This is a genomic window from Rhodobacteraceae bacterium S2214 (genome assembly GCA_025141675.1).
Classification (GTDB): domain Bacteria; phylum Pseudomonadota; class Alphaproteobacteria; order Rhodobacterales; family Rhodobacteraceae; genus Yoonia.
In genome coordinates this window covers 926,725-946,011 of sequence record CP081161.1, presented here as the reverse complement: position 1 = coordinate 946,011, position 19,287 = coordinate 926,725, and the positions used below count along the sequence as shown (strand labels likewise).

The 19,287-nt window shown below is 56.7% G+C and carries 18 protein-coding genes; 5 read left to right on the top strand and 13 right to left on the bottom strand.

What is annotated here, in order from left to right; genetic code table 11:
* Positions 1–3: 3 nt before the first annotated feature.
* The 3 genes from K3729_04615 to K3729_04605 form a co-directional block, all read right to left on the bottom strand.
* Entirely contained in the window at positions 4–3,030 is a 3,027-nt protein-coding gene (locus K3729_04615; protein ID UWR00062.1) for a DNA translocase FtsK 4TM domain-containing protein, read from the bottom strand.
* Between the two features lie 10 nt (positions 3,031–3,040).
* A complete protein-coding gene (locus K3729_04610; GenBank protein UWR00061.1) occupies positions 3,041–4,219 on the bottom strand; it encodes an aminotransferase class I/II-fold pyridoxal phosphate-dependent enzyme in 1,179 nt (392 codons plus the stop codon).
* 100 nt (positions 4,220–4,319) lie between these two features.
* The gene (locus K3729_04605; protein ID UWR00060.1) at positions 4,320–5,678 is read right to left on the bottom strand and encodes an amidase; all 1,359 of its coding nucleotides are present in this window, start codon (positions 5,676–5,678) and stop codon (positions 4,320–4,322) included.
* Between the two features lie 46 nt (positions 5,679–5,724).
* Here K3729_04605 and K3729_04600 point away from each other — a divergent pair, with 46 nt between their 5' ends.
* The gene (locus K3729_04600) at positions 5,725–6,972 is read left to right on the top strand and encodes a UbiH/UbiF/VisC/COQ6 family ubiquinone biosynthesis hydroxylase (protein UWR00059.1); all 1,248 of its coding nucleotides are present in this window, start codon (positions 5,725–5,727) and stop codon (positions 6,970–6,972) included.
* Here the strand turns inward: K3729_04600 and K3729_04595 are convergent.
* The 4 genes from K3729_04595 to K3729_04580 all read right to left on the bottom strand — a co-directional run bounded on the left by K3729_04595 (position 6,969) and on the right by K3729_04580 (position 9,118).
* Positions 6,969–7,292, bottom strand: coding sequence for a hypothetical protein (locus K3729_04595; protein UWR00058.1), 324 nt, complete (start codon positions 7,290–7,292; stop codon positions 6,969–6,971). The genes K3729_04600 and K3729_04595 overlap by 4 nt on opposite strands.
* A 69-nt stretch (positions 7,293–7,361) precedes the next feature.
* A complete protein-coding gene (locus K3729_04590; protein ID UWR00057.1) occupies positions 7,362–7,541 on the bottom strand; it encodes a Trm112 family protein in 180 nt (59 codons plus the stop codon).
* Positions 7,538–8,179, bottom strand: a complete 642-nt coding sequence (locus K3729_04585; GenBank protein UWR00950.1) for an LON peptidase substrate-binding domain-containing protein — start codon at positions 8,177–8,179, stop codon at positions 7,538–7,540. Before K3729_04585 ends, K3729_04590 begins: the two co-directional genes overlap by 4 nt.
* 24 nt (positions 8,180–8,203) lie before the next feature.
* Positions 8,204–9,118, bottom strand: coding sequence for a co-chaperone YbbN (locus K3729_04580; protein UWR00056.1), 915 nt, complete (start codon positions 9,116–9,118; stop codon positions 8,204–8,206).
* 104 nt (positions 9,119–9,222) lie between these two features.
* Here K3729_04580 and K3729_04575 point away from each other — a divergent pair, with 104 nt between their 5' ends.
* Positions 9,223–9,864 (top strand): lipolytic enzyme, G-D-S-L, encoded by a 642-nt coding sequence (locus K3729_04575; protein UWR00055.1) that lies wholly within the window; start codon positions 9,223–9,225, stop codon positions 9,862–9,864.
* Here the strand turns inward: K3729_04575 and K3729_04570 are convergent.
* Both K3729_04570 and K3729_04565 read right to left on the bottom strand, forming a co-directional pair.
* Entirely contained in the window at positions 9,859–10,647 is a 789-nt protein-coding gene (locus K3729_04570; GenBank protein ID UWR00054.1) for an exodeoxyribonuclease III, read from the bottom strand. The two genes, K3729_04575 and K3729_04570, sit on opposite strands and share 6 nt — an antisense overlap.
* Before the next feature lie 10 nt (positions 10,648–10,657).
* Positions 10,658–11,653, bottom strand: coding sequence for an asparaginase (locus K3729_04565; protein UWR00053.1), 996 nt, complete (start codon positions 11,651–11,653; stop codon positions 10,658–10,660).
* Between the two features lie 185 nt (positions 11,654–11,838).
* On the opposite strand from K3729_04565, the gene K3729_04560 reads away from it, so the two are divergent.
* From K3729_04560 to K3729_04550, 3 genes are all read left to right on the top strand, one after another.
* A complete protein-coding gene (locus tag K3729_04560; GenBank protein ID UWR00949.1) occupies positions 11,839–12,363 on the top strand; it encodes a hypothetical protein in 525 nt (174 codons plus the stop codon).
* A gap of 139 nt (positions 12,364–12,502) precedes the next feature.
* The gene (gene rlmN, locus K3729_04555) at positions 12,503–13,687 is read left to right on the top strand and encodes a 23S rRNA (adenine(2503)-C(2))-methyltransferase RlmN (protein ID UWR00052.1); all 1,185 of its coding nucleotides are present in this window, start codon (positions 12,503–12,505) and stop codon (positions 13,685–13,687) included.
* Between the two features lie 40 nt (positions 13,688–13,727).
* A complete protein-coding gene (locus tag K3729_04550; protein UWR00051.1) occupies positions 13,728–13,946 on the top strand; it encodes a DUF2945 domain-containing protein in 219 nt (72 codons plus the stop codon).
* On the opposite strand, the gene K3729_04545 is transcribed toward K3729_04550, so the two are convergent.
* Genes K3729_04545 through K3729_04530 form a run of 4 tightly spaced genes read right to left on the bottom strand, consistent with a single transcriptional unit; the run spans position 13,943 to position 19,284 of the window.
* Positions 13,943–15,067, bottom strand: coding sequence for a Gfo/Idh/MocA family oxidoreductase (locus K3729_04545; GenBank protein ID UWR00050.1), 1,125 nt, complete (start codon positions 15,065–15,067; stop codon positions 13,943–13,945). The two genes, K3729_04550 and K3729_04545, sit on opposite strands and share 4 nt — an antisense overlap.
* Before the next feature lie 12 nt (positions 15,068–15,079).
* Positions 15,080–15,826 carry a sugar phosphate isomerase/epimerase gene (locus tag K3729_04540; protein UWR00049.1) on the bottom strand — a complete coding sequence of 249 codons (747 nt, stop codon included), beginning with the start codon at positions 15,824–15,826 and terminating at the stop codon, positions 15,080–15,082.
* 10 nt (positions 15,827–15,836) lie between these two features.
* Complete coding sequence (locus K3729_04535; protein ID UWR00048.1) at positions 15,837–18,203, bottom strand: glycoside hydrolase family 2 protein; 2,367 nt, start codon at positions 18,201–18,203, stop codon at positions 15,837–15,839.
* A gap of 1 nt (position 18,204) precedes the next feature.
* The gene (locus tag K3729_04530) at positions 18,205–19,284 is read right to left on the bottom strand and encodes an ABC transporter ATP-binding protein (protein ID UWR00047.1); all 1,080 of its coding nucleotides are present in this window, start codon (positions 19,282–19,284) and stop codon (positions 18,205–18,207) included.
* Between the last annotated feature and the right edge of the window lie 3 nt (positions 19,285–19,287).

The window sequence follows — 19,287 nt, the reverse complement described above, 5'->3', positions numbered from 1 at the left end:
ATCCTAGTGTTGTTCAGGCACCAAAATTTCGCGTTTGCCGACGTGGTTTGCTGATGAAACGACGCCTTCGTCTTCCATCTGTTCCACAAGCCTAGCTGCTTTGTTGTACCCAATCGCGAGCTTACGCTGGATGTAGGACGTTGAGCATTTCCGGTCCTTGATGACGATGGCGACAGCCGTGTCGTAAAGCGCGTTTTCCGTATCGGACCCGTCGCCAAGGCCAAGCACCAGATCGATGTCACTGCTCTTGCCGTCTTCTGGGCCTTCAACAACACCAGACATATATTCTGGTGGACCGAAGCCTTTCAGGTGGTTCACGATTTCTTCGACTTCCTCGTCCGAACAGAACGGCCCGTGGATACGGGAAATTTTACCGCCACCCGCCATATAAAGCATGTCACCCATGCCCAGCAGTTGTTCGGCACCCATTTCACCAAGGATGGTGCGGCTGTCGATTTTCGACGTGACCTGGAAGGAAATCCGCGTCGGGAAGTTGGCCTTGATCGTACCGGTGATGACGTCAACGGACGGACGCTGTGTCGCCATGATCAGGTGAATACCCGATGCACGCGCCATCTGCGCCAGACGCTGAATGCAGGCTTCGATTTCTTTGCCGGCGACCATCATCAGGTCGGCCATCTCGTCCACAACGACGACGATGTATGGCAGCACCTCTGGCTTGAACTCTTCTGTCTCGAAGACCGGATCGCCGGTTTCATCGTCGAAACCAGTTTGCACGGTGCGGCTGAACATTTCGTCCTTACCAAGTGCTTCGCGCACACGCCCGTTATAGCCGTCGATGTTCCGCACGCCCATTTTGGACATTTTGCGGTACCGTTCTTCCATCTCGCCCACGACCCATTTCAGCGCAACAACGGCCTTTTTCGGGTCAGTCACAACTGGGGACAGCAGATGCGGAATGCCGTCGTAAACCGACAGTTCGAGCATTTTCGGATCGATCATGATCATCCGGCAATCTTCGGGGCTGAGCTTATACAGCAACGACAGGATCATCGTGTTGATCGCCACGGATTTACCGGAACCGGTTGTCCCCGCGATCAAAAGGTGCGGCATCTTCGCAAGGTTTGCGATGATTGGCTCACCACCGATGTCCTTACCGAGCGCCAGCGGCAGTTTCATGCTGCTATCGCCAAAATCACGCGCTGACAGCATTTCGCGCAGCACAACCATTTCGCGTTTTTCGTTCGGCAATTCGATCCCGATCACAGACCGGCCCGGCACTGTGGACACACGTGCGGACAGCGCGGACATGGACCGTGCGATATCGTCGGCGAGGCCGATCACGCGGGATGCTTTCAAACCGGGTGCTGGTTCGAGTTCGTACATCGTCACAACCGGGCCCGGACGCACAGACACGATTTCGCCTTTGACGCCGTAGTCGTCGAGCACGGATTCCAGCATCCGCGCGTTTTCTTCCAGCGCTTCGTCGGACAGAACATAGCGTTCGATCGTCTCTGGCCCGCGCAGCAGGTTCAGCGGCGGCATTTCGAAATCAGCGTATTTGTTTTCTTCCAGCGGCAGCGCAGGCTGGCTTTCGCGCAAGGCTTGCTTGGACGGTAGTGTTTCGCGTTTCAACGGGTGCTGCACGACCTTCTTCGGGGCCTGTTCCGGAATTTCGACACGCTGGACCTCTGGTTCAGCGACTGGTTCTTGCACGGGTGCAAAATTGCGCTGCAAAACGGGCCGGACGGGTGCCGCGACCTCCATCGGTGCTTCGATTTCTGCGATCTCTTCGATCACGGGATCATCGACAGGCGCGTCCATAAAGCCCGCCTCGACCATTGGCACGTCTTCCGGCAATGGCGGCAGACCGCGTGGCGTAGTGTCCAAAATCATCGGCTGTGGGCCGCGCCCTTTGGTCAGTGATGGTTCAATCCGTGCACCTAAATCGGTGACGGGTGCTGGACCTTTGCGGGACCGAACAGCGTCAGCGATCCGTGCGGATACACGATCTTCAGGCGCTGCTGGTGCTTCTTCAACAACGGGTTCAGGCGCGTTGCGCTTGAGCAAACCAGCCAAGAAACCGGTCGATTGCGGGGCTGGTTCGCGTGTTGGCGCCGTGAGAACAGGTTCTTCGACAGGCGCCGCAACAGCGGGTTCTTCGACCTGGGACCCCGGCATCGGCGGCATTTTGCGCGCTGTTTCCACAGGCATCGCTGGGTTTGCGCGCACGACGGCTGTTGCACGTTTCTTCATTTCAGCGGCTGGAACCGGCATGATCGGATCGGGGATCAAGGCAGCGGCTTCGGCTTCTTCGGCTGCGGCTAGCGCTGCTGCTTCACGGTTCAAACGCGATTGTTCGCGCTTTGCAGCAATCGTTTGGCCCAAGCCATTTGCGGCATTGGCAGAGGCGGCGGCACCTCTGCCAAGCACGCGTAGCAACAGCGCGTAGGCCATTACTACTCCCAAGAACATAAAGCGGATGCCTGTGCGAATTTCTTCTTTGGTGAAACCCAAGGTGAACAACGTCACCACAATCATGCAGACCGCCAAAATAAGTGACAGCAATTTCAACGCAAACGGCGCACCCAGAGGGATCAGGATTTGCAGCGTCACGCCAAGAACAGTGTCACCGAACAGGCCACCAAGGCCAAAGTTCGGTGGCCAGTTCACGCTTGGCACCAATGTCGCGGCATAAAGGGACGCAACCACAACAGCGATGGGCGCGAAAATCGCGCGGCTCATCGCGCGTTCATGGCCGTAGTGCAGCGCAAAACGCAGGCCCCACGCGACCAACGCGAGCGGGATCATCCATGCGCCCTTGCCCACGATCATCATCAAGGTTGCAGCGGCGGACGCGCCGGATTGACCCAACCAGTTCTGCACAGGTGCGTCAGTTGCGGAAATCCATGATGGATCGTTTGGCGAAAAGCTGTAGATCATCGCCGCGAACAACAAACCAACGCCGATCAACGCAAAACCCAGCAATTCCTTGCTGCGTTTTTCGATCACCGCCTGTGTATTGCTGTCCAAAAGTGGATCGCGCTTGCGTGCCTGATAAGATGCCATCGTTATTCCCTCAGTCGTAGAGACAGTCGCGGAGGATCGTCAGACCGCGCTGCATTTCTTGTGTTGGGGCCACCATGGCGACCCGTAAAAATTTGTCTGCTGGGTTCACGCCGTTGAAATCGCGGGCCAAATAGGCCCCCGGCAACGTGCGCACACCTGTTTCTTCCCACAGCTTCACCGCTGCGGCTTCGCCGTTCTCAACGGGCAACCACAGGAAAAAACCGGCGTCTGGTGATTTGTAGCCCGGCACATCGCCCATGATTTGGTCGGCGGCTTTGTATTTTTGTTGGTAAAGGGCGCGGTTTTCGATCACGTGGTTTTCGTCCAGCCACGCGGCAGCTGCCACGGCCTGCAACGGTTCAGGCGACGGCGTGCCCGCATAGGCGCGCAATTGGCGCACACGGCGAATGCTCTCAAGACCACCTGCGCAGAAACCTGACCGCAAACCAGCAAGGTTCGACCGTTTCGACAGCGAATGGAAGATCATCACGCGGTCAGGGTCGCACCCCAAACGCTGCGCCATTTCCAACGCACCGACAGGCGGCGTGTCACGGTAGATTTCGGAATAGCATTCATCTGCGAAGATTTTGAAATCATACTTTTCCGCCAAGGCGATCAGTTTTGTCCAATACGCTTCGTCAGCTACAGCGCCCTGCGGGTTCGCTGGCGAGCAAATGTAGGCAAGCGTTGTGCGTTCCAACACGTCCTCTGGCATGGCCGTGTAATCCGGCAAATGCCCAGTTTCATCCGTCGCAGGCACAAAAATCGCTTCGGCCCCAATCGCATTCGCAGCAGCAGAATAGGCCGGATAAAACGGGTTCGGCGACAAAACCACAGGCCGTTTGCCGTTCTTCGTCTCTGGCCCAAGGGCGATGGCCGCGTTGAACAATCCTTCACGGGTGCCGTTCAGGTTCAGGATATTGTCTGGCGTCACAGATACATTGTATCGCTTGTCCAACCACAGTGTGATCGCGTCCAACAGGGCCACAGTTCCGTTATTATTCGGATACTTACGAAAATCGCCCATATGCTTTGCCAGCAATGGGCCAACGAAATCAGGGAACGCGTGCTGTGGTTCGCCGATGGTCATATTAATGACCTCGCCACCGGGTGTCCGATGATCGAGTAGCCCACGCAAACGGGGCCACGTCGCTTCCGGAAGGGAAGAAAACCGCTCAGGGTATACCATAACTGCCTCATGTGCGGGATCATTTCGCCCCGCTTTTGTCCAACGTAGCCGCTGGTTTAGGCGTCTGTCCAGAATAGCGTGGGCAGATTGTGGCAAGCCGTTAGGCGATTGTGTCTTTTGTGTCCTGTCCTGCGCGTAATGCCGCCTCTGCTGCAGCACCGATACGCAATAGGCGCGCTTCGGCGTGTTTTGGTGTGTTGAACATGATCCCGCAGGACGGTGTCCCTGTCGGCAGGGTCAACGACGTGAGGTCTAACAAGTTCGCGATGCGTGTATTGCGCAATGCCAGCAGGTTTTCGGTTTTGTAGTAGGCGTCATCGGTCAAAAGCCGATCCGCATTTGGCGGCAATATCGGGGCCGTTGGCATGATCACGGCGTCGAACCCTGCGAACGCGGCGGTGAAGGTGTCGCGCACCTGTCGCAGCAAATTCCATCCGCTGACGTAATCAGCCGCAGAAACGTGCTGCCCCCCACGTACCCGTTCAAGGATTTGCGGGAACATTTTTTCTGGTGCTGCTTCGACTTTGTCACGCCACCAGCCGTAACTGTCACCCGCGTACAGGTTTCCAGCGACATCAAAGGCTTGTGCCAGTTGTGGGAAATTTGCGTGGGTGACGTTTACACCCTGTGCTTCCAATAGGGCGACAGCGTTTTCAAAAGCCTGTAGCGGGGCATCACGTACGCCGTCCATCGCGATGGTATCCAAGATCGCGACATTCAGGCCCGCCAAAGATGCCGCGCCAAGATCAGCGGACTTGGTACCGCCGAGCAGACCAAACAGAAGGTTCGCGTCTTCAACAGACCGGCACAATGGCCCGACCGTATCAAAAGTCTGACACAGCGGCACGACGCCTTTAAGGCTTAGCAATCCGTGGCTTGTCTTCAACCCGACCAAATCGTTCCATGCCGACGGGATGCGCACCGACCCGCCCGTATCCGATCCAATGCCAGCCGCTGCCAGCCCAAATGCGACCGACGCGGCAGCCCCGCTAGACGACCCGCCCGGCACCGCCTCTGCATCGTTTTTGCAGGGCGGTGTTGCGGTCATCGGGTTCAGGCCCAAGCCGGAAAATGCGATTTCAGACATGTGGGTCTTGCCGAGGCAAACGAGGCCAGCGGCAGTAGCGTTTTGCAAGACTTCAGCGTCGGCATCAGGGACCCTGCCCGCCATTAGCTTGGTCCCAGCTTCAGTTCCTAAGCCCGCGGTGTCGAACAAATCTTTCCACGACACAGGCACACCGTCCAATGGCGATCTGCGCAACCCACTGGCGGCACGTGTTGCAGCTGCCCGCGCCTCTGCCCGCGCCCGATCGTGGCTGACCCGCGCGTAAATGCGGTCGCGTAACGGATGCCCGTCGATGGCGGTCAGATAGGTTTCGGTCAACGCAACGGGATCAATCATCCCATCCGCAATCCCGCGCCCCAAATCAGCGGCGGTCATCCATAGCCAGTCTTGCATCGCGGTCTCCTATTTCTTCACGACGAAGGTAGCGGCGACGCGGCGCATGGACAATCCCGTGCAGACCCCCATATCTAGGCCCATGAGCAATGATTTGATTATCGTAGGTGGCGGCCTGAACGGTCCGGCCTTGGCGTTGGCAGCAGCGAAAGCAGGGTTTTCGGTCACGATTATTGACGCCCTGCCCGAAGATACACGCAAAGACCGTGATTTTGACGGGCGATCCTATGCGCTGGCGCTGACGTCGATGCGACTGTTGCGGCAGATTGGCGTCTGGGAACAGGTCGCTGATCATGCGGAACCCATGCTCGAGATTAAAGTGACCGATGGCCGCGCAGGTGAAGGTCCGTCGCCTTGGATGATGCACTTTGACCATGCTGAAATTGAAGAAGGGCCGATGGGGTATCTTGTCGAAGATCGGCACCTGCGGCGGGCGTTTTTGGATGCCATAGCCGCGCAGCCATTGATTACGCAAATGTCGGGCGAAACCGTTGTAAGTCAAACGGTTAAACCGAACGGGGTAGAGGTGACGCTGGCGTCCGGCGGCACGATGTCCGGCAAGGTTCTGATCGGATCCGATGGACGCCGTAGCGGCACTGCTGAACGTTCTGGTATCGGGCGAACGGCGTGGGGGTATGACCAAACTGCGATTGTTTGCGCCGTCGCTCATGAAAAACCGCACGGCGGCATCGCGCACCAATTCTTTATGCCCAATGGGCCGCTCGCAATTCTGCCACTGACCGAAAACCGGTCATCTATTGTTTGGTCAGAAGTAACCAGTCGCGCGAACATGATTGCGGGGCTTGATGATGCGGGTTTCTTGGATGCGCTACGGCCCGCCTTTGGCAGTTTCCTTGGCGAGATTTCATTGGTCGGGCAAAGGTTCACCTATCCGCTTGGTCTATCGCTTGCTGACAGTTTTATCGCAGACCGCGTTGCGCTGGTCGGCGATGCGGCACACGGTGTCCACCCGATTGCGGGCCAAGGCCTGAATGCAGGATTGCGTGACGTCGCGGCCCTAGCACAAGTGCTGAAGGAAGCCCGCGCGCGGGGCGAGGACATCGGTGGCGCACAAACGCTGTCGCGTTACCAACAATGGCGTCGGTTCGATACGGCGACGCTTGCGGTTGCGACAGACACATTCAACCGTTTGTTTTCCAACGATAACCCCCTACTGCGAGCAGCGCGCGATTTGGGGATGGGTCTGGTCAACAAGGCGCCGAACCTGCGCCGATCATTTATGCGCGAAGCGGCAGGCCTGACCGGTGATCTTCCCGACCTCATGAAACGTTAGATCGGTTCGATCAGATCGCAGTTGCCCGCTTGATTTGCCCACATTGGGATTTGCGCAGCCGGGTGGCCCACTTCGTCGATATGCACGTGACGGATAACCTGCGTTTCCCAAAGATCAGGATCATCCAGCAGATGTGCGGGCAGTTTATGCTGACATAACCGGCGGTTTTTCACTATTTTGACCGTCGCGACAGCGTCGACGCCGTGGGTCGGCAGCCGCAGCGACAAAAACCCTTTCCGCAGATAATCTTCGCGTTCACGCAGCCGACGAATATCAGTTCGGATCATGGCCAATTCGTCAGCCGGATGCATATTTCTCATTCAGAATCCCCTTTAGCAACTTCGCTCAGGAGACCGTAAAATTCGAAATAAAAAGTAAACTTCGGCAATTTAGCCGAGCACACGCGCCTCATCGACAAGCATTACGGGAATGCCGCCACGGATCGGGAACGCGAGGCCCGCGTTCTCGGACACCAGTTCCTGCTTTTCCGCGTCGTATTTCAACGCATTGCGGGTTTCGGGACAAACCAGCGCTTCAAGCATTTTCGGGTCAAAAGTGTCGGCGTTCATTGCATTGTTTCCTCTGCTGACCCGCCCCGCAGTGCGAATTCAATCAGTGTGACCAGTGTTTCGCGTCGTGTCGTCAAGGACGGCGCCTCAAGCAATGCCTGCTTATCTTCGGGTTCAAACGGACACAACATCGACAGTGAATTGATCAACAATTCGTCTTCTGCCTCGGACAGCGATTCCCAATCCGTATTCAGACCTTGGTCTTCAAAAAAGCGTCCCAAAGTTTTCAGGAATGCAGAGCGATCAAAATCGTCATCCATTTCGGTCGGACCTAGATCGCGTCCAAAACCGCCCCAGTCGACTTTGCACTTGCGGTAGGGCGTAAACCCTTCTGTTTCCTCGATAATGCGGAAGCGCGACATGCCCGACAACGTCACCATATAGCGACCATCTTCGGTTTCAGAGAACGCAGTCAGCCGCCCCGCGCAGCCGATTTTGTGCAGTTGATCCGGCTTTCCCGGACCATCAAAGGGCTGGACCATCCCGATCAACCGGTGGTCTGTTTTCAAGACGTCATCCATCATCGCCAGATACCGCGGTTCAAACAAATGAAGCGGCAAGCGGGACCGCGGCAGCAATAAAGCGCCGGGCAATGGAAACACTGGGATCGTGTCGGGCAATTCGTGTTTGTTCATAATGAACAAGGTAGGGTGTTTCCCAGATCAGGCAAATATCAAAGACGACAATTTACGACGCCCGTTCAAAACGATTGGATCATTCGCTGCAAGCGCGTCAAAGATCTTGAACAATTGGGCCCGCGCCGCACCATCATTCCATTCGCGATCACGACGGAACAGTTCAAGCAACGTTGCCACGGCGGTTTCGGCGTCGCCGCCCGCATGCTGCGCGACGGCCAGATCAAATCGCGCTTGGTGGTCGTCTGGGTTCGCGTCAACTGATGCCGCCAATTCAGCAAGCGGGCCCGCGTTTTGCGCTTCACGCGCCAATGTGACTTGGGCATGGGCCGCTTCCAGCAACGCATCCGTTGAGATTTCCGCAGGCGCACCGTTCAACACGGCCTCTGCCTGATCAACGTCATCAAGCGCGAGATATGACCGGACAAGGCCCGCATAAGCAGCAGCATTCGCAGGGTCTTCTTGCAGGATTGCGGCAAATGTTTCTGCGGCATCAGCGGCTTCACCGTCCGTCAGCATTTGCTCTGCAGCTTCAATCGCGTCGGCCAAACCATTGTCAGCTTCGGGCCCCATCGCCGCAATCTTATCGACAAAGGCCTGAATTTCGGACGGCGGCAACGCCCCCTGAAAACCGTCAACAGGTTGGCCTTGATGAAACGCGAACACCGTCGGGATCGATTGAACCCGCAACTGGCCCGCATAGCCAGGGTTGGCATCAACATCGATCTTGACCAGTTTCACGCGACCGCCCGCGGCAGTCACAGCCGCTTCAATCGCTGGTCCCAAAGTTTTGCATGGTCCACACCATGGGGCCCAAAAATCCACAATCACGGGAACCGTTTGCGAAGCTTCAATCACGTCCTGCATAAAGGTCGCGTCGGTGCCATCTACAATCATATCAGCGGCGGCGGGTGCGGATGGTGTCGTGCCAAGCTCTAACATCGGGCTCTCCTCAAATCAGTTGGACTATATATGGAGACGCGCACCAAAAGGCCAAGGGCCATTTCAAGGTTTACTGGCGAGAGCGCTGGCCTTAAACCAAAAAGATGCAAAAAACACTGCTTACATTCGGCGATAGCAACACCCATGGCACGATGCCGATGACTGCGGCATCCGACAATTTTCGTTATGGCGTCGGTCAACGTTGGCCAAGCGTGACCGCCCAGGCACTCGGATCGTCGTGGCGGCTGATAGAGGAAGGCCTACCGGGGCGGACAGCGACGGCGGCCTGCGATCCCATTATGGGCGCGCATATGAACGGGCAGATCGGACTACAGATTGCGCTTGGTAGCCACAAGCCCATTGATCTGCTGACGATCATGTTAGGGACGAATGACTGCAAACCCTACTTCGGCCTGACAGCGCAAGGTATCGCAAGCGCGATAGCGGGGCTGATTGCGATTGCAAAGGACCCGGACGTACAGGCCAAACACGGTGGTTTTGAAATTCTGCTGATCGCCCCGCCAGTGGTCCAAGAGCGTGGTGCCTTCGTGGCAGAGCTTTGGCAGGCAGCAGGGAAATCAGCGGCCCTACCAGCCCTTTACGCAGACCTCGCCGCCCATACTGGGATCGCATTCCTTGATGCGAGCCCGCATGTCACAACCTGCGCCGAAGACGGCGTTCATTTTGATGAGATCGCGCATCAAACCCTTGGACAGTTGGTCGCAGCCAAGATCGCGTCGCTATAGATCGAAGGTCGCGAAGACAGGCGCATGATCGCTTGGTTTTTCCCAACCGCGCACGTCGCGGATGACCCGACTGCCGGACGCTGACCCAGCGATATCGGGAGTGGCCCAAACGTGGTCCAAGCGGCGGCCTTTGTCGGCGGTGTCCCAATCAGGCGACCGATACGACCACCAGCTGTACAGTTTGCCTTCAGGCACATCCGCGCGGGTGACGTCCACCCAATCGCCTGCGGCTTGCACGGCTGCCAAGGCTTCAACTTCAACCGGCGTGTGGCTGACCACTTTCAACAGTTTCTTGTGGTCCCAAACATCATCTTCGCGCGGCGCAATGTTCAAGTCGCCGACAAGAATAGCTTTTTCCGGTTTTTCCGCAGTAAATCCGGCTTGCATATCGCGCAAATAATCCAGTTTCTGACCAAATTTTTCGTTGATTTCGCGGTTCGGCTTGTCGCCGCCTGCAGGCACGTAAAAGTTGTGGACCGTCACCCCGTTTTCCAGCTTGCCCGCGATATGACGGGCATGACCGAGATCGGCGTAGTCGTATGCACCCGCCTCTTCCATCGGGATTTTCGACAGGATCGCCACGCCGTTGTACCCCTTTTGCCCGCGCGCCACGACGTGTTCGTAACCAAGGTCGCGAAAGCCTTCCATCGGGATTTTCTCGACCGGGCTTTTGCATTCCTGCAGGCACAGGACATCGGGTGCTTCTTCACGCATCAAGCGCAGCACGATGTCTTCGCGCAAGCGGACAGAGTTGATGTTCCAAGTGGCAAGTGTAAACGGCATCGGGCAGTCCTTAAATCAGTGCAGAAACAGGGGAAATCCGGCCCGTCACAAGGCCGTCCCAGTTGCGAATATCAGGTGTCATCAGGGATTTGGCGGTCGGGTGGCTGGCATCCAGCACGCCGAGCTTCACAAGGATCGCCGCAATCGCGGCTTCGCTGGCGCGGGTCGCGCCGTCCGTGATTTTCAGTGCCACGCCGAGCTGCTTTTCAGGAATAATCGCGATGAACACGCCTTCTGCGCCCGTTTTCACGGCAACCTTGCCATCCATGGCCCGCATCAGATTGGTACAAGCACGCGTCTCGCCCGCGACCATTTCGGGATAGGCCATCATCGCTTGCGCAAGGCGGGCGGCGGCAGATGAGCGTGTATCGCTGCGGGTGTGGGCCGATGCAAAGAAGGCCATAGACCGCGCCAATCCGTGCAGGGTGCTGGCGAAATTCGGGGCGGAACAACCATCGATGCCGTACGTGGGCGATGTTTCTTGGGTCACCTCTTCGAACACCGCTTTGCAGGCTTGCTGCACGGGATGGTCGATCTGCGTATACTCGGTCCCTGCGCCGAGATGTTTGTTCAGCGTCAGGAACCCGGAATGTTTGCCCGAGCAATTATTGTGGATGCGGCAAGGCTGGTCGCCCGCGCGGATCAGATCATCGCGCACGTCCTTGTCGCCGGGCACCTGCGGGCCACAGCGGAAATCCGGTTCCGCCAGCCCAAGGTCCTTGATCCATGCAGAAACGGCTTCTGTGTGAATGTAGGACCCGTCATGGGACGCGCAGGACAAAGCCAATTGTTTTTCAGTCAACCCAAAGGAGTCCGCAGCACCACTTTCGACCAACGGCAACGCCTGCAGCATCTTACAAGACGACCGTGGGAAGATCACAGTTTCCGGATCACCCCATGCGTCAATGATCTGACCGGACGCATCGCAGACGACTGCATGGCCTTGGTGCATGCATTCAATCATGTCGCCCCGCCAAATTTCGATCAGGTCTACTGGGTGTGTCATCTGCGTCCCTCATGTCACAACGCCAGGTGGTTGGCCTTTAGGGCTTTCCCAACTGGGCAGTTTTTTGCTAACCCTATGCCTATCGAGTTGAAACACGACCCGCTAGCCGAAAAGGTGCACACCAGATGCACGGATGGCTGAGTTGGGCATCCAGAGGCAATCACAGCGTGGAGGCTGTCACTATGATGAAGAATTTTGCACGGATCCTGACGGCAACGGCCCTGATCGCCGCGAGCAGCAGCGTCAGCGCACAGGAATCGTCAAACCGGGTCGCAGCAAACACCGATTGGAGCGTGTTTGTCGAAGATAACCCGACCGAATGCTGGGGTGTATCGGCCCCAAAAGAAACCGTAAACAGCCGTGACGGGAACGTCGTGCAGGTGCGCCGTGGCGATATCCTGCTGTTCGTTTTCTACCGTCCGGGTGCGTCTGTTCAAGGCCAAGTCGCCTTTACTGGCGGTTATCCATTTGCGAGCGGATCAACTGCAACGCTGGATATCGGCGGCACAACGTTTGAATTGTTCACCGAAGGCGAATGGGCTTGGCCTGCGACACCTGAAGACGACGCGAAAATCGTTGCTGCGATGAAACGCGGGTCTGGTGCCAGCATGACAGCGCGGTCTGGTCGCGGCACGGTCACAAAAGATACGTTTTCACTGCTTGGCTTCACCGCTGCAGTTGAAGAAGCCGCACGACGCTGCGCGGGGTAGTCGATTTTTCGCGAAAAACCGGATGGGGGCCAGCCCCCATACCCCCGAGGTATTTACGACCAAAAGAAATAAGGCGTCGGTTTTCATTGGAAACCGGCGCTTGTTGTTTATATGAGGCCCAGATGTTGGAGATTCTGCTATGACCGCCACGGCCCCTGTTACACCTGATATGCTGACGATCCCCCGTAAAGATACGGGCGGTGGCTTGCCGAATCTTGTCGGCATGACACGTGAAGCGATGCGTGATGCGTTGATCGCTGCCGGTACGCCTGAGAAGCAGGCGAAGATGCGGGTCGGCCAGATTTGGCAGTGGATTTACCACTGGGGCTTTCGCGACTTTGAACAGATGACGAACCTCGCGAAAGATTACCGCGCGATGTTGGCCGAGACATTTGTTGTGGCTGTACCAGAGGTTGTGACCCGTCAGGTGTCCGAAGATGGTACCCGCAAATATCTGGTCCGTATTGCTGGCGGCCACGAGGTTGAGATCGTTTATATTCCCGAAACGGATCGCGGCACGCTATGTGTGTCGTCGCAGGTCGGGTGCACGCTGACCTGTTCGTTCTGTCATACGGGCACACAGAAACTGGTGCGCAATCTGACTGCTGCCGAGATCATCGGACAGGTCATGGTGGCCCGCGACGATTTGGGCGAATGGCCGGAACCCGGCACCCGCACCGAAGCCGACCGCACCCGCCTTTTGTCGAACATTGTTTTGATGGGGATGGGCGAGCCGCTGTACAACTTTGAAAGCGTCCGTGATGCGATGAAAATCGCGATGGACCCGCATGGCATCCAGCTATCGCGCCGCCGTATTACGCTGTCGACGTCTGGTGTGGTTCCAGAGATTGCCCGCACTGCCGAAGAAATCGGCTGTCAGTTGGCCATTTCGTTCCACGCCACCACCGATGAGGTCCGCAATAAGTTGGTTCCGATCAACAAACGCTGGCCTTTGGCCGATCTGCTGGACGCATTGCGCAGCTACCCCAAGGTATCCAATTCAGAGCGGATCACGTTCGAATATGTCATGCTCGACGGTGTGAACGACAGCGACGAAGATGCGCACCGCTTGGTCAAACTGATCGACGGCATCCCCGCAAAGATCAACCTGATCCCATTCAACGAATGGCCCGGTGCGCCGTACAAACGGTCATCAAACAACCGCATTCGCAAGTTCGCTGATATTGTTCATAACGCGGGCTATTCGTCCCCAGTTCGCCGACCACGCGGTGAAGATATCATGGCCGCCTGTGGTCAATTGAAGTCTGAAACCGAACGTGGCCGTAAGTCCAAAGCGCAAATCGCGGCTGAAACCGGAACCTGACGCCCTTTATCCTGTTGTGCCTTCTGAAAAGGAGATCAGCATGACCAAGTATAACAAAGGCGACAAGGTTGAATGGAACTGGGGCAACGGGACCGGCACTGGTCAGGTTGAAAAATCCTACACCGAAAAGGTAACGCGCAAGATCAGCGGCACCGAGGTCACCCGTGATGCGGATAGCGATAATCCCGCTTACTACATCAAACAGGACGACGGTGACGCCGTCCTGAAATCTGAATCTGAGCTGTCGAAGGCGTCTTAGGCCAACAGCGCACGCGCCTCATCCGGTGACAGTGCTGCGGGGCGTTCGCATGTTGTGGATAGCGTGATGAACCGGCGTTCTTCGCCGGATTTCAGGATGCTTGTCATGACGTCCGTCGCATGCACCGCGACATCGACATTACAGCGGTGGTCACGCCCTTCAGCGATGGCCGCGGCCATATCCGCTAGCCCCGCACAGCGATAGTTGGCTTTGCTGCTGTCTTCGAAGTTGTTCACACCAAACGGATGATCCCACGCATCAAGCACCTTGATGTCACGGTCCTGCCCGCCGATTTCGACGTCACCGCCAAAGAAGTTCGGATCAGGCACGAAGATTGATGCGTCTTCGCCGTAAAGCTCCATATTCGTGTGCTTATTGGTCCAAACGTCCCAGCTGGCCCCCATCGTCACGGCGGCCCCGTTTTCAAATTCCAGCAGCGCGTGGATGTTTGTTGCGACGTCCACCGGAATGACTTCTCCATCGCGCGGGCCGTTGCCGATTGTGCGTGTCGGGAAGGTTTTGTTCGCCAAAGCGGCTACCGATTTCACGGGCCCGATCAATTGGATCAGGTTGGTGACATAATACGGCCCCATGTCGAGTACCGGACCACCGCCAGGTTTGAAAAAGAAATCAGGGTTTGGATGCCATGCCTCCATCCCATGCCCCATGACGTGACATGTGCCGCCGATGATTTTGCCGGTTTGGCCGCCATCGATTGCAGCGCGTGCCTGCTGATGCGCACCACCAAGGAACGTGTCAGGCGCAGAGCCGACCCGCAGGTTTTTCGACGCTGCCAGATCGCGCAGGATTTGACCTTCTTCCAATGTCAAGACCAATGGCTTTTCGGAGTAGGCGTGCTTGCCTGCTTCCAAAACGGATTTGGTCACGGCGAAGTGCGCATCCGGGATCGTCAGGTTTACGATCACATCGACGTCGGACGCCTTTAGGATGTCATCAACCGTGTCCGCCCGCACGTCAAATTCAGCCGCACGCGCGTTTGCGTTGTCCATGTTGAGGTCCGCAACCGCGACCAGTTTCAGCGATTTAAAGATCGGCGCTAGTGTCAAATACGCCTTTGAGATATTCCCGCATCCGATGATGCCAACACCAAGTTGTGCCATATTATCAATTCCTTAGAAGTTAGACGCACTGGCAAGGCTACGTGTCGCCATGCGCTGGTGGTCAGACGGATTGTCGTGTTCAACGACGTAGTGATCCACGCCCGCAGCTTGCAAAGCCGCGTGGATCGCCGCCCAATCCATGGTGCCATGACCTACGTCAGCCCAACCATCTTCATCCGCGTTTTCGCCGGCAGGTGCGACGTCTTTGATGTGGACCGCTGCGATACGGCCTGCGTATTTGTTGATCCATGCGACAGGATCTTCGCCCGCCCGCTTCACCCAACCAAGGTCGAGTTCCAGCATCATGTCGGGTGCCGCCGCCATCATCAGATCGAGCGGCATTTCACCTGTTTCGGTCGCGACCAATTCAAAGTCGTGGTTGTGCCAGCCGAACTTGATCCCAGCCGCCACGAAAGGTTCGCTGATCTTGGCAAGCCGTTCGCCAAAGGCAGTCCAGCCAGCCGTATCTGTCGGCCGTTCGTCTTCTTGCAGATACGGTACAAACGCCGCCCGCATTCCGAAATCGCGAATGATTTCAATCGCTTTGGCAGGATCGCCTTCCATCAGATCAAGGCCGATGTGGCTGCTTGTCATCTTCAGGTCTGTGCCTTCGAAGGCCGCTTTCACCGCATCCACATCGTCGAAAAGCGCGCCGTATCCTTCGACCTCTTTGAAGCCCGCTGCAGACAGCATTTTCAACGTTTCAGACAGCGGCGGGAAGTTCCGCGAACAATAAAGCTGGTAAGAAATATGAGTCATTCGATGTCCTCTAGGCAGTCGTGGCACTGTGCAAATCGCGCAGTGTAAAGGTTGGAGTTTGAGACGCGTCGCTTGGCGTGAATGTGATGGTCCGGCTTTCGCCGGGCAGCATGTCAAACGCGTTGTCAGAGAAACGTCCCTGTGTGTCTGCCTCGAGCGAGGTGAACAAAGACAGGCCCTGTGCAGTCAATGTGATCGTGTTCCCCGTGATGTCCATGGCGACGTTCGCAGGGAGCAGATCGAAGGTTTTGTACGGCTTCGGCGTATAGATTTCGCGCCCTTCGCCCTGATCGCTTTTCCACGATACGACCAGCATTTCGCCGTCGTTCAAATCGGTTACTGGCATGCTGAGCATATCAATGGATGTATCCCAGATCGTAGAAGTTGCTTTCGCCAACGGGCGCAGATCACCAGCCATATCAACAGCTTGTGCCGTCACCGCAACATCGACTGACGCAGGTGCGTCGTTGGTTCCGCGCAGTGTGATTGTGTCGCCCGTGGGCACGGCTGTGACCATGACATCCGCGTAGAACGCTTGCGCCATGTGGTGCATCAGTTTCCAGTCCCCGCCGTAGTCCAGCGACGCCCATGAACAGACGGGCCACGTATCGTTCAGCTGCCAGATGATCGTGCCCATGCAGCGCGGCTTTTGCGTGCGCCAATGGGTGACGGCCGTTTTGATCGCGACGCCCTGTTGGATTTGGCTGAGATAGACGAAATCTTCGAACTTCTCAGGCCAGCGGAAATAGCGGAACATCGTTTCTGCGATCCGCGCGTTCCCGCCGTCGTTCTTCTGGTGGCTTTCCAGAACGGGTGCCGCGATGTTGCGGTCCGCTTCGCCGGTAAAGTCACGCACGGCGTTCATGCCGGGATAGGACTGGAACCCGAATTCCGAACAAAAACGAGGACTTACGTCGCGGTAGTGGTCAAAATCGCGGCCTTCGTGCCAGACCGACCAGAAGTGCATGTCGCCTGATCCATCATCGTGCCACGCATCGCCAAAGTTCAGCGGACCGGGTGATGGTGATGACGGCCACCAGATCGCGTGGGGGTCGGTTTCAAGTAGCGTATCTTCGATGGCGCGGTTCAGACGGTCGTAGTTCACCAAGTACCGGTCGCGGTCGTTGATAGAACAGTCGTACCAGCCCAACGCCCCGATGAGTTCGTTGTCGCCACACCAGACCGCAAGGCAGGCGTGGTGGTGCATCCGTGCGACGTTGTCGCGAATTTCCGCTTTAACTTCAGAGATGTAAGCGCGATCAGACGGGTAGAGGTTGCAGGCGAACATGAAGTCCTGCCAAACCATAAGCCCGAGTTCATCGCAGCTATCGTAGAACGATGTTGGTTCGTACCGGCCACCGCCCCAAACGCGGATCATGTTCATGTTGGCCTCTTTCGCGGAGACCAGAAGCGCATGCGTTTTGTCGTCCGTGATGCGACCAGCAAGCGCGTCTGCGGGGATCCAGTTGGCCCCTTTGCAGAACACATCGCGCCCGTTCACGCGGAACTTGAAACCAAGCCCTGCGTCGTCTTCTTCCGTGACCAATTCCATCTGGCGTAGGCCAAGACGGCGGGTCGCTGTCGCGTCACCTGCGGTGATTTTCAGGTCGTAGAGCGGTTGATCGCCCTGCCCTGCTGGCCACCATAATTTCGGTTGTGATACGCGTGCACTAAGCGTGCACAACCCGTGCACCGCCGTACCCGTGATGGTCTGGCCGTCAAAGTCGAGCGTCACCGCGCCATCGTGGTTTGTTGTCGCCACCTGAACCGTCACAAGCACGCCGTCGCCGCTGTGATCCTGATGGATATTCAACGTGTCGATGCGGGCGGCTTTGGATGGTTCCAACGCGATGTCGCCGTAGATGCCAAACGGAGCCAGCGCGATGTTCCAATCCCAGCCGAAATCACAGGCGGGTTTGCGCAGGAAATTCCCGAACGGGATCGGGCAGTTTTTGGAAATTGGCAGTTCGAAATCATGTGCGTCTTGCAATGCACGGCCCGCGTCCACCGGACTGTGGAATGTGATCGCGATGGTGTTTTCGCCAGATTTGGCTACATCGCCAAGTGCAACGCGGTAGTCGCGGAACGCGTTCTGGGCTTCCAACACGACCACATCGTTGACCCGCACGGTCACGACTGTATCCATGCGCGACAAAACCAGATCAACGTCGGTATCGATCAAATCAAACGTCCGCGTCGCAGTCCAATCGCGTTCGCAAATCCACCGCAGATCAAGTTCGTTCTTGCCGAAGTAAGGATCAGGAATCAGTCCCGCGTCGTACAACGCCGAAATGCCATCGTTAGGGAACGTAATTGGACAAGTGTAGGCACTGGACCCGTCCGTAAGGATCCAGTCGGTGTTGAGATGTGTAGCCATATTACAGACGTGCCTCGTCTTTATTGTCGAACAGGGATGCGCGTGACGGATCGATACCGATGCCAAGCGTTTCACCTGATTTGATTACTGCCTGCCCGTCCATCCGGATGCGGAAGGGTTCGCCGTTCATCGTTGCGTAGACCAACGTATCGGACCCCATGGATTCCACCAGATCGACAGATACAGCCATTTGCACAGGTGCTTTGGCGGCAAGTTCGCCGGTCACGATATGTTCGGGCCGGATACCGATCGTCACTGGACGATCCGTGACTTGTGGGCTTGCAAAGGCGTAACCGGTCATGGGCAGCGTCAATTCACCCTTTTTGAACACGCCGTCTTCAAGGTGCCCTTCGATGAAGTTCATTGACGGTGACCCGATAAAGTCAGCCACATACAGGTTCTTGGGTTGGTTGTAGATTTCATCCGGTGTGCCAAGCTGCATGATCTTGCCGCCTTTCATGACAGCAATCCGGTCAGCCAATGTCATCGCTTCGACCTGATCGTGGGTCACGTAGATCATCGTGTTTTGCAGCTGATTGTGCAGGCGTTTCAATTCGACACGCAGATCAACACGCAATTTCGCGTCGAGGTTGGACAGCGGTTCGTCGAAAAGGAACACATCCACATCACGCACCAAAGCGCGACCGATGGCGACCCGTTGACGTTGGCCACCAGACAAAGCGCCCGGTTTACGGTCCAGCAACGCCTCGATTTGAAGTATAGACGCGGCACGTGCCACCCGTTCTTCGATCTCGGCTTTTGGCAGGCGCGCGTTTTTCAGACCGAAGGACAAGTTCCCCTTCACGGTCATCTGCGGGTAAAGCGCGTAGGATTGGAACACCATGCCGATGCCGCGTTCAGATGGTTCCGCCCAAGTGACGTTCTGGCCTTTGATGAAGATCTGGCCGTCGGTAACTTCGAGCAGGCCCGCGATGCAGTTCAACAGCGTTGACTTGCCGCAGCCGGATGACCCGAGCAGAACGATGAATTCGCCGTCACGAATATCGAGGTTGAGGTTCTTCAAGACTTTCACAGCACCAAAGCTGAGGTCGAGGTTTTTGATTTCTACAGAATTTGTCATGGT